The organism is Nocardioides sp. Iso805N (assembly GCF_000364605.1).
Lineage (GTDB): Bacteria > Actinomycetota > Actinomycetes > Propionibacteriales > Nocardioidaceae > Nocardioides.
The window spans coordinates 832,009-846,343 of sequence record NZ_KB822575.1; the positions used below are offsets into that span (position 1 = coordinate 832,009).

Below are 14,335 nucleotides of genomic sequence, written 5' to 3' on the forward strand. Positions count from 1 at the left end.
TCAGGAGGCCGAGAGCGGCTTGGCGTAGCTCAGGTCGAGCAGGCCCTTGTACGCCGGAGCCCGCACCATGCGGTCGGCGCTGAGATTCCAGCCGATGCCGATGGTGGGGTCGGCGGCCTGCTCCTGGTAGATCTGCAGGTACCTGCTCCCGGAGACGGCGTTGAGCAGCGCCGCCTGGTCGCCGACGGCGCTGATGACGTAGGGCTGCGGGTAGGGCACGCCCTGCAGCTGGACCGTGCTGCCGGAGCACTTGATGCCGGTGGTGGAGATGATCCGCTGGCCCTGGATCGTGACGGCCGTGGCTCCGCCATCCCACAGCGCGTTGACCACCGCCTGGATGTCCTGCTGGTGCACGACCATCTCGTTGGGGTTGCGGGTGGTCTTGTCGATCAGCTCGCGGGGTGCGTCCGAGAGGGTGATGCTGATGCCGGTGCCGCTGACAGCGGTAAGACCTGCCGGCGACTTGAGCCGACCGACACGCTCCTGCGCCTTCTCCACATCGGCGTCGGGGACGGCGTTGGTCAGCGTGGTGACCTGCTTCTGCAGGTCCGCGACCTGGCCCTCGAGCTTCTGGTAGGCGTCACTCTCGCTGCCGGTGAGGGTGGCCAGGTCCGTGTAACGGCCTGGCCGCAGGTCGGTCCCGTGGCTGTTGACGGCACTGACCACGAAGAGCGATCCGCACAGCAGCGCCACCGCCGGAGTGCCGACCCGCCACGCCGTCCTGCGGCGGCGTACGGGCCGCTCTTCGGGGCTTGCGTGGGTTCCCGGAGTCACGCCGACTAGGCTACGCCGCAGCGTCCGAACGGACGCAGTCGTCAGTGCAGTCGAACAGGAGTAGGACCCGTGGCCAAGCTCAAGCTGGGGCGAGACCCGATGATCGCGGAGCGCCCGCCGGTCTTCACCGTGCGATTCGTGATCGCCCTGGTGGCGATCGCACTGGGCATCGCCTGGATCATCTACTACTACTTCGGTGCCCGCGAGGGCCTGTCGGGCAAGCAGCACGGCATCGACTTCATCAGCAACCTGGGCAACTGGAACTACCTGATCGGCTTCGGTCTGCTCTTCTTCGGCCTGATCATCTCGGCGCACCCGGACACGCCGCTGGGCCGCGGTCGCGGCGTGGTGGTCGGCATGCTGGGCTGCTTCATCCTCGGCCTGGTCTGGATCTGCGTCTACTACATCACCTCGAACAACCCCGACGCGCTGTGGGTGTTCAACGACCTGGGCCAGAAGAACCTGCTGGTCGGCATCGGGTTCATGGCGGTGGGCTTCGCCTTCGCCACCCGCTGGGAGTGAGACTTCCCCTCCAGCGGCCCTCCACGGCCAAGCGCCGGCGTCCTGTCAGGACGCCGGCGCTCTCTGTTTCCCGGTTTTCCCCAGCGGGGGATAACCCTGTGGAGGAATTACACGCGTGTAGTTCTCCACAGAGTTACTCACACCTGTGGATCATCGAGAGGTCACTTTCGGGGTGTTGAAAGGTCAGTCCTCGGCGACCGAGTGGTCAGTTGAGCTGCATCGTCCGCACCACCACGGCGACCACGACCACGGCGGCGACCGCTGCGATCCCGGCCCACTGCAGACCGCGCCGGCGTACGCCTGGGGTGTAGGCGAAGACCGCACCGACGGCGAGCCCGGCGACGAAGCCGCCGACGTGGGCCTGCCAGGAGATCTGCGAGTTGCTGAACGTGAGCACGAAGTTCAGCACCGCCACGACCACCAGCTGCTGGATCTGCAGGCCGCGCCGGGCGAAGAGCACGATCAGCGCGCCGAGCAAGCCGAAGATCGCTCCGGAGGCACCGAGCGTCGGCAGGATCGGCGATGCTGCCCAATAGACCAGCGCCGAGCCGGCCAGCCCGCAGAGCAGGTAGGTGATCAGGTAGCGGGCACGACCCAGACCCACCTCGAGCAGCGGGCCGATCATCCACAGCGAGAACATGTTCAACGCCACGTGCAGCAGCTCCTGATGCGTGAACACGCTGGTCAGCAGCTGCCAGTAGGCGCCGTCGGCGACGCCACGTGAGAACGTGCCGCCATGGGCCACGCAGGTGGCCTGGTCGCCGACGCCTGTCCCGAAGCCGGGAAGCGTGCAGAAGCTGTGCGCGTGCAGCATCAGGTCGTACAGGACCGGGGTCGAGACGACCTGCGCCAGCAGGAAGACCACCAGGTTGATCCCGATGAGCGTCAGCGTGACCGGGGCGCCACTCATCCTGAAGGTGCTCGCCCAGGAGTTTCGCGGCGTACGGACGGTGGACCGGCCCTCGGCGAGGCACTCGGGGCACTGGAAGCCCACCGAGGCGGGCGTCATGCACTCCGGGCAGATCGGCCGCTCGCAGCGCTGGCAGCGAATGTGAGACTCGCGCCCGGGGTGCCGGTAGCAGACCGGCACCCCGGGCGCGGAGGCCTCGGGGTGGAGCTCAGCCAACGATCTCGACGGTCTCGATGACGACCGGCTCGACGGGGCGGTCCATCGCACCGGTGGCGACGCTGCCGATCGCGTCGACGACCTTGCGCGACTCGTCGTCGGCGACCTCACCGAAGATGGTGTGCTTGAAGTTGAGCCACGTCGTCGGTGCGACGGTGATGAAGAACTGCGAGCCGTTCGTGCCCGGACCGGCGTTCGCCATCGCGAGCAGGTAGGGCTTGTCGAAGACGAGCTCGGGGTGCGGCTCGTCCTTGAAGGTGTAGCCCGGACCGCCGGTGCCGGTGCCGAGCGGGTCGCCGCCCTGGAGCATGAAGCCCTCGATGACGCGGTGGAAGGTGAGACCGTCGTAGAACGGGCCGGTCTTGCCGTTGCCGGCGTCGTAGGCCTTCTCGCCCTTCGCCAGCCCGACGAAGTTCGCCACCGTCTCCGGAGCGTGGTTGGGGAACAGGTCGATGCGGATGTCGCCCTTGTTCGTGTGGAGGATGGCCTGCTGGTCCGCCATGGGACTCCCTTTCAGGTCGTACGTCGTCGAATGTGCGCTCCCGATCCTCCCACGGCAGCGGTGATCGGGCGCGTACGACCTGACCCGAGGGCCTGTTTTCAGGCCGCGACGAGCTCGGGGTGCTCGCGCTTGAGCTTCTCCGAGACGTAGTGCTCGACCACGAACATCATCACCGGGACCAGGCCGGCGAGGAGCATGACGAGGAAGAAGCCGAGGCTCCAGCCGACCTTGCGGCTGAGCACGAAGGCGACAACCAGGTAGGCCATGTAGAACCATCCGTGCAGGATCCAGATCAGCTCGAGCGGGTGGCCGATCTTGTAGGCGATCGAGTCCGTCGAAACGTTGTAGAGCGTCACGCTCTCCAGCGAACCGGTCAGAAGCACGGACAGAGTGCCGAGGAGGAGGAGGACACCGACGGTCAGCGCCAGCACTCGGTAGGCGGTGAAGAGCTTGCTCACGAGCCCGAGGGTACGGCGTGCTCCTGAGCGGCTTCCTCAGCACCCTCGTCGGTGGCCTTGGGGTGAGTGATGTCGCGCACGTGGCGCCACCACACGTAGAGCGCACCCAGGCTGAAGATCCACCACTCCAGCGCGTAGAGCAGGTTGCGCAGGCCCGTGGTGAAGCTGGCCTCCGGCATCGAGTTCACCTGGGCCGCCTTCAGCCCGGTGGTGCCGTCATTGGTCGCCGCGTCGGCGGCGGGCCAGCCGGGCTCACGGTCGGCGACCACGGCGTACCCGCTGTAGAGGTCCTGACGCACGTGGTTCATCGCATCCGAGATCGCCAGCTCAGGCAGGACGTCGTCGTGGGTGTCGTCGTCGGTCAGGCCGCCGTCCTCCGGCGGCTGCACCCAGCCGATGAGCTTCGCGGTGCCGGTCGGTGCGGCCGGTGCGTCCTTGGGCTCGGCCACCCAGCCGCGCACGACGTAGATCGCGGGCGCGTCACCGTTGGCACCGATCGCCAAGGGGGTGGCGACCCAGTAGCCGCCCTGGTGGCCGCTGACGTAGACCGTGCCGGAGGGGACCCAGGTGCCCTGGAGGATCGCCGGGCGGCCGGTCTCGGCACCCGGGAACGCGTCGTTGTGGCCCAGGATGTCGCTCAGCGGCACCGGCGTCGCGTGCGCGAGCGAGGCGCTCTTGTCGGCCTTGTGGCCCTCGGAGACGTCCCACTGCCACCAGCCGAGCAACAGGGTCGCGATGACGACCACGGTGCCCAGCGCGTGGACGCCCCACAGCCGGGCACTCCACCAGCGGGGGGTCGGGTCGTGCGGCACCCCGCCAGGGTACGTCGCGTGCCCCGCGGCGACCGAACGGGCGACGACCTGCTCACCGTGGGGGAAGATCAGCCGTGGGTTAGCGCGCTCACGAACCGCCGTCGAGACCGTTGAGCCTGAGCACCTGCCCGAAGAGATCGCCCTGGTCGTAGTTGTCGACGGCGACGAAGTTGGGCAGCAGGCCGCGCTCGTGTTGACACTGGTCCAGCCGGGCGCCGAGGACGGCGTCGCTGTTGGCGAGCCGCGAGGCGCTGACCCGGGACAGCGACTGGTTGAGCCAGTGGTTGACCAGGAACAGCGGTGCGGTGGCGGGGCCGCGGTTGAGCCGGCAGCTGAAGTCGGAGGCCTGACGCGCGTCGAACGGCGTGTCCTGGAGCTCCTCGAAGGCCGACATCTGCCACGGGTACCGCGTCCCGCCGCCCTGGTTCTCGTTCATCACGACGACCCGCTGACCCGAGTCGATCATCTGCTCCAGCGTCGGCCAGGTCCCCTCCGCCGATGGCGTGTAGACGTAGGGCATCAGGCCGGCGGCGGAGAACACCTGGGCGGTGGTGGCGGGCGAGACCTCGTCCTGCAGGATGAAGGTGAGTACCTGACGGGGGTGCTGCTGGAGCCACTCCCGGACCTGGACCATCAGCGGCTCCCACTTGGTCGAGCCCAGCACGCACAGCGCATGGCACAGGTACGCCGCCGTCGGGCCCTCGGGAACCAACCCGGCACCCTGCCGCAGCCGCAGTGCGCTCGCGATCACGTCCGCGCCGTACTCGGCCTCGGCCTGGGCGAGCGCCGTGGCATGGGTCGCTTCGGTGTTGGCGATCACGCCCGGGCGCGAGGTCGCCTGGCCGTACCAGGTATCGATGAGGAACCCACGGATCCCGGCGTCGAGCTGGTCGATGACGCCGTCCGGCTGCTCGGCCAGGAACCAGCCGGCCTGGTCCGCCGCCGCCATCGAGTTGTGCGTCGCGGGGAAGCTGACCTGGTCGTAGCGGCGATCGCAGAGCAGCGGCGAGCCGTTGCAGGCGGTCGGGTCGTCGGCCGAGAGCAGGGCCGAGGCCACGCTGCCCGAGCTGTTCCACACCACCAGGCCGGACAGCAGCACCAGTGCCATCCCGACGACGATGCCGATCCTCACCCGGCGCGATCGCTCGTCGGTGGCCGTGTGGTCAGCCGTCTGGCCAGCCGTCTCCGCGGAGCCGTCGGCGGTCCGCTCAGCCGCGTGCTGCCGCCGGCCGTCGGCAGCCGCGAGCAGGCGGGCGCCCGCCTCCCGGGCCAGCGTGGCGAGTCCGTGCAGTGCCAGCACCAGACCTGCGCTGATGGCCGCGATGGCGAGCATCGCTGTCGGCTCCAGCACCAGCAGCACGCCCAGGCCGGTGGCGGCGCCTGCGACGCCGGACCGGGTCCGCGCAGGCAGCTCTTGCCAGCGCATCGTGGTCAGCCACGCGCGCCACGCGGTCACGCCCAGGACCGGTGCCGCCCATCGGGACGCCACGGTCAGCAGGTAGGCGGCAGCTGCCGTGAGCAGGCCGGCGTTGCGCAGCGGGCCGGCGAGCTCGCGCCAGCCCGCGTCGACGAGGGCGCCGTCCAGGGTGTCGGGCGCGGCTCGGGACACCACGAAGCTCACCACCACCGTCGCCAGCGCGAGCGTCACGCCGGTGCCAGCCACGATCACCCCGACCACGCCGAGCGCACGGCGCCTGCGGCCGCGGGACAGCGCGACCACGCCACCGAGGCACAGCATGCTCAGCAACGGGCACAGCCAGCTGAGCACCCGCACCGTCCGCATGCCACTGAGCGCGGACCGGCCGGCACTGCCGGACCCGAACCGCGCCAGCCGGACCTCGATGCCCGTCGGCACGTGCTGCGTGGCGTCGGGCAGGAACGTCCGGCTGACCGCTACCAGCACGGCGCCGACGTCGGCGACCTGCAGCACCACCGTGGTGGGGGCGGATCCGGTCCACGCCTGATGCAGCGGCGCGAGGGCGGTGCGGAAGATCGGCCGGAATGCCGAGCTCCTGATGCTGCTCTGCAAGGCGCCCTCCAGCAGCGGTCGCACCACCACCAGGTCGGGCTGCTGCTGGACGATCCGGTCGGTCAGGTCGACGGCGAGGTGGCGCGCCACCGCCGGGTCCTGCCGGATGCGATCGGCATGCTCCACGAACCGGGAGGTGTCGAGGAGCTGCCGATCGGCCACACCTGCCACCAGGCCGACCAGAAGCGCCACCGCGCCGAGCACGGCCAGAACGCGACGCATCGAACGCACGAGCACATGATGCACCGCTGTTGACACGCGGCGTCCAGGTCAAGATGGTGTGTTCGGAGGGGGCAACGATGACCGACACACCGAACAGTCCCGCACCGTCGCCGACGCCGGACGACCGCCCGCGCCGCAGACCGGCACGCCGACCATCGCCGGTGACGGCCACCCTCGCCATCATGGGCCTGGTCGGCGGCCTCGTCGGCGGCGGCCTGGTCGCGCTGATCGGCTGGTGGAGCGGCTGGGCGACGCACGAGAGCTCCTCGTCGGACGGGTCCTGCGCTGTGGCCACCGTCGCCGAGGACACGCTGCCCTCGGTGGTCACCATCAGCGCCCGTACGTCGTCAGGTGCCGGCACCGGCTCCGGCGTGGTGGCCAAGCTGTCGGGGGTCGACGGCACGGTCGTCATCACCAACGAGCACGTCGTCTTCCCGGGCGGCGCCGCGGCCGGAGTCGTCCCCCAGCTCACGCTCACCTACGCCGACGGGAGCACCGCGCCGGCCAAGCTGCTGGGTGCCGATCAGCTCACCGACCTCGCGGTACTGCAGCCCGCTGACGACGCTCCGAAGGCACCGGCCATCCCGCTCGGCTCCTCCGGCGACCTCCGCGTGGGCGAGCCGGTGGTCGCGCTCGGCGCTCCGCTCGGGCTGACCTCCACGGTGACCAGCGGCATCGTCAGCGCCACCGACCGCTACGTGCGGGTGCCCAGCGACGCCGGCACCACCGCCCACCTGCTCGACGCCATCCAGACCGATGCCGCGATCAATCCCGGCAACAGCGGTGGAGCGCTCACCGACTGCTCCGGCCGCCTGGTCGGCATCAACACCGCGGGTGCGTCCCCGGGTGGGGAGAGCGGCAGCAGTGGTCTGGGCTTCGCCATCCCGGCGGACTTCGCCGTACCGACCGCTGAGCAGCTGGCCAAGCAGGGCAGTGTCAACCGGCCCGCCCTCGGCCTGCAGGTGCAGACGGTGCGGTCCTCGCTGGAGGATCCCGACGCCGAGACCAGGCTGATGATCCAGCAGATCCAGCCCGGCGGGGCCGCGGACAAGGCCGGGCTCGAGGTCGGGGACGTCATCCTGAGCGTCAACGGCACGCCCGTGCACGAAACCGACGACCTGGTGCAGGTGCAGCTGCGCGCCCGTGCCGGTGACGAGCTGAAGGTGACGGTGCTCCGCGACGGCAAGGAGGTGTCGACCACGCTCACCCTGGCCTGAGTCCGATCGGCTGCTCCCGCTGACGTGATCCCTCACCGATCGCACGTACGGCGTTGGCGCACACTTCTCCGATCCTCCGATCAGCGGCCGATGTGGCGCACGACACGTGCACACCCTTCAGCCCCCGGAGAGATGCATGACCGATAGCGAGCTGTTCGAGCCGCTCATCCAAGCGACGGGTGAGGCGGTCTGGGAGCTGTATCCCTCGGGCGAGCTGCGGTGGTGGGAGTCGCCGTACCGGGCCTCGTTGGGGCTTGACACGATGTTCGCCGTCGGCCATCTCTCCGCCCTGATCGAGCGACTGCATCCGGGCGACGCGGACCGGGTCCGCGCTCGCCAGCGGGCCGGGTGGGAGACGCCGGGTGAGGTCTGGACCGACGAATACCGGGTACGCCGCGACGACGGCAGCTACGGCGTCATCGTCGCGAACGGAAGCGTGCTGGGTGACGACGGCGTGAGCACCCGGATGGTCGGCACCATCCGCGACGTCACCGCCGAGCGCGAGGCCGAGCGACGGATGCGGCTGGCCGTCAACTACACCGATGCGCTCTTCCAGAGCCTGCCCGGAGCGCTCTACCACGTGGGGCCGGACCTGGTGATGGTCCGCTGGAACGACGCGTTCGGCGAGATCACCGGCTACTCCGACGAGGAGCTCGGCCAGATGCCCGTCACCGAGTTCTACGCCCCGGAGCATCGATCCAAGGTCGCGGCCGCCATCGACGAGGTCTTCGCCACCGGCTACAGCCAGGTCTCGGCGGACTTCCTGTGCAAGGACGGCCGTCGGCTGCCGTACTTCTTCACCGGCCGCCGCTTCACCCACGCCGGCAAGCTCGGGTACGTCGGCATCGGGCTCTCGATGGCCGAGCAGGTCACCCTGCAGCAGCGCCTGCAGCACGAGGCCACCCACGACGCCCTGACCGGGTTGGCGAACCGGACCCTGCTCTACCAGGAGCTTGCCGCGGCCATCGATGCCGCCTGGACCGGCGGCCATCTCGTCGCCCTGCTCGACCTGGACCTGGACCGGTTCAAGGTCGTCAACGACGGCTTCGGGCACCCGTTCGGCGATGTGGTGCTCCAGGCCGTCGCCCATCGGCTGCGCACGCTGGTCTGCCTCGAGGACACCGTGGTCAGGATGGGCGGCGACGAGTTCTACATCCTCGTGCCGCGCGTGCACCGGGTCCACGACGTCCACGAGATGGCCCAACGCCTGGTCGACTCCTTCGCCGAGCCGTTCCTGGTGGAGGGCCGGCTCATCCACCTGACCGGCAGCGTGGGGATCAGCTTCTACCCGCGCGACGGCCGGACCGGGACCGAGCTGATCGACAACGCCGACATGGCGATGTACTACGCCAAGGCGGCCGGCCGGTCCGCCTACCGGGTGTTCGCGCCGGCGATGGCCGAGACGGCGCAGCGGCGTACGGAGATGGAGATCGACCTGCGCACGGCCGCCGCCGAGGGACAGCTGTGGCTGGCGTTCCAGCCGAAGGTCGACCTCAGCCACGGCACGATCAGCGGATGCGAGGCGCTGCTGCGCTGGGACCACCCCGAGCACGGCTCGATCTCGCCGGTCGACTTCATCCCTGTCGCCGAGGACTCGGGGCTCATCCTGCCGATCGGGGAGTGGGTGCTGGAGAACGCCTGCCGGCAGGCGCGCGCCTGGCTCGACGCGGGGTTGCCGCCGGTGATCCTGGCGGTGAACATCTCGGCCGCCCAGCTCTTCCAGCGCGACCCGGTCGCCTGGGTGGTCTCGACGCTGGAGCGCACCGGCTTCCCCGCCGAGCTGCTCGAGCTAGAGCTCACCGAGTCGCAGCTCGCCCAGGACGTCGAGAAGGCGATCGACGTCGTACGCCGCCTGCGGGAGCTCGGGATCAAGGTCGCGATCGACGACTTCGGCACCGGCTACTCGAGCCTGGAGTACCTGCGCCGATTCGACGTCACCTCGCTCAAGATCGACCGGTCCTTCGTCGACGGGATGCTGAGCGAGCCCGGTGATGCCGCGATCGTGCGGGCGACCATCGCATTGGCGCACGCGTTCGGGCTCTCGGTGATCGCCGAGGGTGTGGAGACCGAGGAGCAGCAGCGTGTGCTAGGCGAGCTGCAGTGCCACGTGATCCAGGGGTACCTGGTGGGCAAGCCGATGCCTGCCGAGGAGTTCGCGGGGCTGCTGGAGGGGGCGTGAGGGGATAGTCCGGGGCGGAAATCATGGGTTACCCGTGGGTAGGGCTGATTTCCGCCCCGGACTATCCCGACGATCACCCATCCGAACCGGTCGTCACTACGAATGACCCAGGATGGCTGATGTGACCTCCCCACTGCCGGACAGCGCAGCATCGTTCTCCGACGTCCGCCTGCCGGCCGACCCGCGCGCGATCGCGCTGCTCCTGCACGGTGGCGCCGTGCACGGCACCCAGCCGGTCAACGGTCGAAACCTGTCGTGGCAGCGCGCCCGGTGGCTGCTGCGCGACACCGCACCGGCGCTGCTCGCGGACGGCATCGGGCTGGTGCTGCTGCGCTACCGGGTCAGGGGCTGGAACGCCACCACCGGCGGCGAGCCCGCGCCGGTCCAGGACGCGCGCTGGGCGCTCGCCGAACTCTCCGCACGGTACGACGTCCCCGTCGCCCTGGTCGGTCACTCGATGGGCGCGCGCACCGCCGTCGCGGTGGGCGATCACCCGTCCGTCCGCGGGGTGGTCGCCCTGGCGCCCTGGCTGCCGCCGGGCGACAGCGTCGTACCGCTTGCGGGGAAGGTGTTGCGAGCAGCCCACGGCGAGCTCGACCGCATCACCTCGCCGGCCGCGACGACAGCCTTCGTCGAGCGCGCCGGTCGGACCGCCGACGCCACCTTCACCGACATGGGACCGGTCGGCCACTACCTGCTGCGCCGGGTGCGGGCCTGGAACGCGTTCACCGTCGCCAGCGTGCGCGACGTACTCGACGGTGGATCGTAGGACGAGCGCCGGAGCACGCTCCCGACTTCGCCCGATACGAGAAGAAGCCGCAGGCTGGCCTGCGGCTTCTCGTGGTGGAGCGTAGGGGACTCGAACCCCTAACCCCCTGCTTGCAAAGCAGGTGCGCTACCAATTGCGCCAACGCCCCGAGGGTGGATCAGCGGATCAGGGCTTTGCCACCGGGTCGGTGACAGCGGCCCAGGTCGCCTGCTCGGCCCGACTCTGGTCGAACTTCTTCTTGGCGACGATGGCACCGGCCGCCGCAAGGGCGATCAGGACGATCTTCTTCACGCGCTTCTCCTTACGAAAAACCCCGGTCCGCTGTCGCGTCCGGGGCTGTTCCGTGGGCCTAGGAGGACTTGAACCTCCGACCCCCACATTATCAGTGTGGTGCTCTAACCGTCTGAGCTATAGGCCCGGGTGGAACGACCTCAGGGTGGAAGCCCCGTCGGTCGAACCGAGGCGAAACACTACCGGAGCGAGCCGCGATGGATGAAATCCACGGCTCAGTTGTCCTCCGCGAGCGTGACCTCGATGCCCCCGATGAGGGCAGCGGCCATGTTGTAGAGGAAGGCGCCGAGGGTCGCGACAGCCGTCAGCAGCACCACGTCGATCACGGCGATCACCATGGTGAAGCCGAGCACCCGAGTGGTGCCGACGTAGTCCTTGACGTTGAACGTCGAGGTGGAGTCGTTGCCGACGATGTCCTCGACGGTGCGGTTGACCGAGTCCCAGACGCCGGCCGCGCTGAGCACCCCCCAGACGATCGCCACGGCGACGATCATCACGATGCCGAGGGCGACCGAGAGCAGGAACGCCGTCTTCATCACCGACCACGGGTCGATCCGGGTGAGGCGGAGTCGTGCCCGACGAGGCCCCCGGGCCGGGCTGGCGGCCGTCGCGGTGGTGGGAGCCGTCGCGTTGCGTCGGCCCTCCTCGGCCGCGGCTGCCAGCTTGTCCTGGACGCGCTTCGACAGGGGGCGTACGGCGGTGTCCTCACGACCCCTGTCCGCGCCAGGACCCCCGGTGGTCCGCTGGGCGGGGCGTTCCGTCATCAGCCGTCAGCTCCCTCGTCAGTGTTCTCGTCAGTGCTCTCGGTCGACTCGTTCGACTCATTCGACGCTGCGTTGGGCTCGATTGTTGCATCTTGGGCAACCTCGACCACTGTCTCGGCGTCGCCCTCGAGCTCCTCGTCCTCGTCTCGGGCCTCCACCGAACGGGCCACCACAGCGACCGCGTCGCCCTTCTTCGGAGACACGAACTTCACGCCCTGGGTGGATCGGCCGGTCGGGCGGAAGTCTGCGTTGATGGGGCTGCGAACAACCTGACCGGTGGCGGTGATGGAGAGCACCTCGTCGCCGTCCTTGACGATGAAGGCACCCACGAGGCTGCCGCGGTCCTCGTTGGCCAGCGCCATCGCCTTGATGCCCAGGCCACCGCGGGACTGCAGGCGGTAGTCGGAGATGCGGGTGCGCTTGGCGAAGCCGCCGTCGGTGATGGTGAAGACGTACTGGACGTCCTCGTCGGCGTCCTCGTGCGCCGCGTCGGCGGCCCGGATGACCGACATCGAGAGCAGGTCGTCGCCGGTGCGGAACTTCATCCCGGTCACGCCGGACGTCGCTCGGCCCATCGGCCGGAGCTGGTCGTTGGCCGCAGGGAAGCGGATCGCCTGACCCTTGCGCGAGACCAGCAGGATGTGGTCCTCGTCGTGCACCAGCTCGGCGCCGATCAGCTCGTCGTCCTCCTCGCGGAAGTTGATCGCGATCACGCCGGCCTGACGCGGGCTGTTGTAGTCGGCCAGCCGAGTCTTCTTGACCAGACCGGCACGCGTCGCCAGGACCAGGTACGGCGCCTGCTCGTAGTCGCGGATCGCCAGCACCTGCGCGATGTTCTCGTCGGGCTGGAAGCTGAGCAGCCCGGCCACGTGGCCGCCCTTGGCGTCACGCGAGGCCTCCGGCAGGTTGTAGGCCTTGGTCCGGTAGACCCGGCCGGCGGTGGTGAAGAACAGCAGCCAGTGGTGGTTGGTGGTGGAGATGAAGTGCTCGACCACGTCATCGCCGCGCAGCGAGGCGCCTCGCACGCCCTTGCCGCCGCGCTTCTGCGTGCGGTACTGGTCCGACCGGGTGCGCTTGGCGTAGCCACCGCGGGTGATGGAGACGACCAGGTCCTCGTCCGGGATCAGGTCCTCCATGGACAGGTCGCCGTCCGCAGCGATGATCTGGCTGCGACGCTCGTCGCCGTACTTCTCGACGATCTCGTTGAGCTCCTCGGCCACGATCGTGCGCTGACGCACGACGTTCGCCAGGATGTCCTGCAGGTCGGCGATCTCGAGCTCGATCGCGGCCAGGTCGTCGATGATCTTCTGGCGCTGCAGCGCTGCCAGCTGACGCAGCTGCATGTCGAGGATCGCGGTCGCCTGCAGCTCGTCGATGTCGAGCAGCTGCATCAGGCCGGTGCGGGCCTCGCCGACGTCGGGGGAGCGGCGAATGAGGGCGATGACCTCGTCGAGCTGGTCGAGCGCCTTGACCAGTCCGCGCAGGATGTGGGCGCGCTCCTCGGCCTTGCGGAGTCGGTACTCCGTACGCCGGCGGATGACGTCGATCTGGTGCTCGACCCAGTTGCTGATGAACTGGTCGACCGTCAGCGTGCGCGGGACGCCGTCCACCAGCGCCAGCATGTTGGCGCTGAAGTTCGTCTGCAGCTCGGTGTGCTTGAGCAGGTTGTTCAGCACGACCCGGGCGACGGCGTCGCGCTTGAGCACGACAACGAGCCGCTGTCCGGTGCGGTCGGAGGTGTCGTCGCGGACGTCGGCGATGCCCTGCACCCGGCCACCATCGGCCAACTCGGCGATCTTCAGCGCGAGGTTATCCGGGTTGACCATGTAGGGGAGCTCGGTGACGACCAGGCAGGTGCGGCCCTTGTTGTCCTCGTCGACCTCGATCACCGCGCGCTGGGTGATCGAGCCGCGGCCGGTCCGGTAGGCCTGCTCGATGCCGGAACGCCCCACGATCAGTGCACCGTTGGGGAAGTCGGGGCCCTTGATCCGCTCGATCAGGGCGTCCTGGAGCTCCTCACGGGTGGCGTCGGGGTGCTCCAGGGCCCACGTGGCGCCCTCGGCGACCTCACGCAGGTTGTGCGGCGGGATGTTGGTCGCCATGCCCACCGCGATGCCCGCGCTGCCATTGACCAGCAGGTTGGGGAAGCGAGCGGGCAGGACGACGGGCTCTTGGGAACGACCGTCGTAATTGGGCTGGAAGTCGACGGTCTCCTCGTTGATGTCGCGCACCATCTCCAGCGCGAGCGGAGCCATCCGGCACTCGGTGTATCGCATCGCGGCCGCTGCGTCGTTGCCCGGCGAGCCGAAGTTGCCCTGACCGTGGATCAGGGGAGCGCGCATCACCCACGGCTGGGCGAGCCGGACGAGGGTGTCATAGATCGCCGAGTCGCCGTGCGGGTGGTACTGACCCATCACGTCGCCCACGACGCGCGAGCACTTGGAGAAGCCGCGGTCGGGGCGGTAGCCGCCGTCGTACATCGCGTAGAGCACACGTCGGTGCACCGGCTTGAGGCCGTCACGGACGTCGGGCAGCGCGCGCCCGACGATGACCGCCATCGCGTAGTCGATGTAGGCACGCTGCATCGAGGTCTGCAGCTCGATCGGCTCGATCCGGCCGCCGGGGGTGCCCTCGGTAGGAGTCTCAGTCATGAGTTGTTCTCTCTAGCTG

At 69.4% G+C, this 14,335-nt stretch carries 14 protein-coding genes and 2 tRNA genes; 5 read left to right on the forward strand and 11 right to left on the reverse strand.

The features are described 5' to 3' along the window. Positions 1–774 carry a DUF881 domain-containing protein gene (locus H036_RS0103915; RefSeq protein ID WP_232421790.1) on the reverse strand — a complete coding sequence of 258 codons (774 nt, stop codon included), beginning with the start codon at positions 772–774 and terminating at the stop codon, positions 1–3. A 69-nt stretch (positions 775–843) separates the two neighbouring features. On the opposite strand from H036_RS0103915, the gene H036_RS0103920 reads away from it, so the two are divergent. Continuing rightward, positions 844–1,296, forward strand: a complete 453-nt coding sequence (locus H036_RS0103920; RefSeq protein ID WP_017933472.1) for a cell division protein CrgA — start codon at positions 844–846, stop codon at positions 1,294–1,296. 205 nt (positions 1,297–1,501) lie between these two features. On the opposite strand, the gene H036_RS0103925 is transcribed toward H036_RS0103920, so the two are convergent. Beyond that, complete coding sequence (locus tag H036_RS0103925) at positions 1,502–2,206, reverse strand: rhomboid family intramembrane serine protease (protein WP_017933473.1); 705 nt, start codon at positions 2,204–2,206, stop codon at positions 1,502–1,504. Between H036_RS0103925 and H036_RS25850 the strand changes: the two genes are divergently transcribed. After that, complete coding sequence (locus tag H036_RS25850) at positions 2,187–2,351, forward strand: hypothetical protein (RefSeq protein WP_232421791.1); 165 nt, start codon at positions 2,187–2,189, stop codon at positions 2,349–2,351. The two genes, H036_RS0103925 and H036_RS25850, sit on opposite strands and share 20 nt — an antisense overlap. Positions 2,352–2,414: 63 nt before the next feature. Here the strand turns inward: H036_RS25850 and H036_RS0103930 are convergent, their stop codons facing one another. The 4 genes from H036_RS0103930 to H036_RS0103945 all read right to left on the reverse strand — a co-directional run bounded on the left by H036_RS0103930 (position 2,415) and on the right by H036_RS0103945 (position 6,454). Beyond that, the gene (locus H036_RS0103930; RefSeq protein ID WP_017933475.1) at positions 2,415–2,924 is read right to left on the reverse strand and encodes a peptidylprolyl isomerase; all 510 of its coding nucleotides are present in this window, start codon (positions 2,922–2,924) and stop codon (positions 2,415–2,417) included. 98 nt (positions 2,925–3,022) lie between these two features. Next, positions 3,023–3,382: a DUF3817 domain-containing protein gene (locus H036_RS0103935; RefSeq protein ID WP_017933476.1), complete on the reverse strand. Its 360-nt coding sequence runs from the start codon at positions 3,380–3,382 to the stop codon at positions 3,023–3,025. After that, a complete protein-coding gene (locus H036_RS0103940) occupies positions 3,379–4,194 on the reverse strand; it encodes an SURF1 family protein (RefSeq protein ID WP_017933477.1) in 816 nt (271 codons plus the stop codon). The genes H036_RS0103935 and H036_RS0103940 overlap by 4 nt, the downstream gene beginning before the upstream one ends. Positions 4,195–4,282: 88 nt before the next feature. Then, the gene (locus H036_RS0103945) at positions 4,283–6,454 is read right to left on the reverse strand and encodes a hypothetical protein (protein ID WP_157416978.1); all 2,172 of its coding nucleotides are present in this window, start codon (positions 6,452–6,454) and stop codon (positions 4,283–4,285) included. A 68-nt stretch (positions 6,455–6,522) separates the two neighbouring features. Here H036_RS0103945 and H036_RS21755 point away from each other — a divergent pair, with 68 nt between their 5' ends. The 3 genes from H036_RS21755 to H036_RS0103960 all read left to right on the forward strand — a co-directional run bounded on the left by H036_RS21755 (position 6,523) and on the right by H036_RS0103960 (position 10,610). Continuing rightward, positions 6,523–7,662: a S1C family serine protease gene (locus tag H036_RS21755; RefSeq protein WP_198289879.1), complete on the forward strand. Its 1,140-nt coding sequence runs from the start codon at positions 6,523–6,525 to the stop codon at positions 7,660–7,662. A 136-nt stretch (positions 7,663–7,798) separates the two neighbouring features. Further along, a complete protein-coding gene (locus H036_RS21760; protein ID WP_017933480.1) occupies positions 7,799–9,841 on the forward strand; it encodes a putative bifunctional diguanylate cyclase/phosphodiesterase in 2,043 nt (680 codons plus the stop codon). Positions 9,842–9,953: 112 nt separating this feature from the next. Continuing rightward, the gene (locus tag H036_RS0103960; protein ID WP_157416979.1) at positions 9,954–10,610 is read left to right on the forward strand and encodes an alpha/beta fold hydrolase; all 657 of its coding nucleotides are present in this window, start codon (positions 9,954–9,956) and stop codon (positions 10,608–10,610) included. Positions 10,611–10,682: 72 nt separating this feature from the next. Here the strand turns inward: H036_RS0103960 and H036_RS0103965 are convergent. From H036_RS0103965 to gyrA, 5 genes are all read right to left on the reverse strand, one after another. Continuing rightward, a tRNA-Ala gene (locus H036_RS0103965) sits at positions 10,683–10,758 on the reverse strand. A 17-nt stretch (positions 10,759–10,775) separates the two neighbouring features. Then, positions 10,776–10,901 (reverse strand): DLW-39 family protein, encoded by a 126-nt coding sequence (locus H036_RS25855; protein ID WP_017933482.1) that lies wholly within the window; start codon positions 10,899–10,901, stop codon positions 10,776–10,778. A 53-nt stretch (positions 10,902–10,954) separates the two neighbouring features. After that, positions 10,955–11,028 (reverse strand) — tRNA-Ile (locus H036_RS0103975). 88 nt (positions 11,029–11,116) lie between these two features. Beyond that, positions 11,117–11,665: a DUF3566 domain-containing protein gene (locus H036_RS0103980; protein WP_017933483.1), complete on the reverse strand. Its 549-nt coding sequence runs from the start codon at positions 11,663–11,665 to the stop codon at positions 11,117–11,119. Next, the gene (gene gyrA / locus H036_RS0103985) at positions 11,665–14,316 is read right to left on the reverse strand and encodes a DNA gyrase subunit A (protein WP_017933484.1); all 2,652 of its coding nucleotides are present in this window, start codon (positions 14,314–14,316) and stop codon (positions 11,665–11,667) included. Before gyrA ends, H036_RS0103980 begins: the two co-directional genes overlap by 1 nt. Between the last annotated feature and the right edge of the window lie 19 nt (positions 14,317–14,335).

What these genes read in the sequence shown, in the direction of transcription:
- gyrA (WP_017933484.1), bottom strand. Translation starts at nt 14,316, where the DNA reads ATGACTGAGACTCCTACCGAGGGCACCCCCGGCGGCCGGATCGAGCCG.
- H036_RS0103960 (WP_157416979.1), top strand. Translation starts at nt 9,954, where the DNA reads ATGGCTGATGTGACCTCCCCACTGCCGGACAGCGCAGCATCGTTCTCC.
- H036_RS0103980 (WP_017933483.1), bottom strand. Translation starts at nt 11,665, where the DNA reads ATGACGGAACGCCCCGCCCAGCGGACCACCGGGGGTCCTGGCGCGGAC.
- H036_RS0103930 (WP_017933475.1), bottom strand. Translation starts at nt 2,924, where the DNA reads ATGGCGGACCAGCAGGCCATCCTCCACACGAACAAGGGCGACATCCGC.
- H036_RS21755 (WP_198289879.1), top strand. Translation starts at nt 6,523, where the DNA reads ATGACCGACACACCGAACAGTCCCGCACCGTCGCCGACGCCGGACGAC.
- H036_RS0103925 (WP_017933473.1), bottom strand. Translation starts at nt 2,206, where the DNA reads ATGAGTGGCGCCCCGGTCACGCTGACGCTCATCGGGATCAACCTGGTG.
- H036_RS21760 (WP_017933480.1), top strand. Translation starts at nt 7,799, where the DNA reads ATGACCGATAGCGAGCTGTTCGAGCCGCTCATCCAAGCGACGGGTGAG.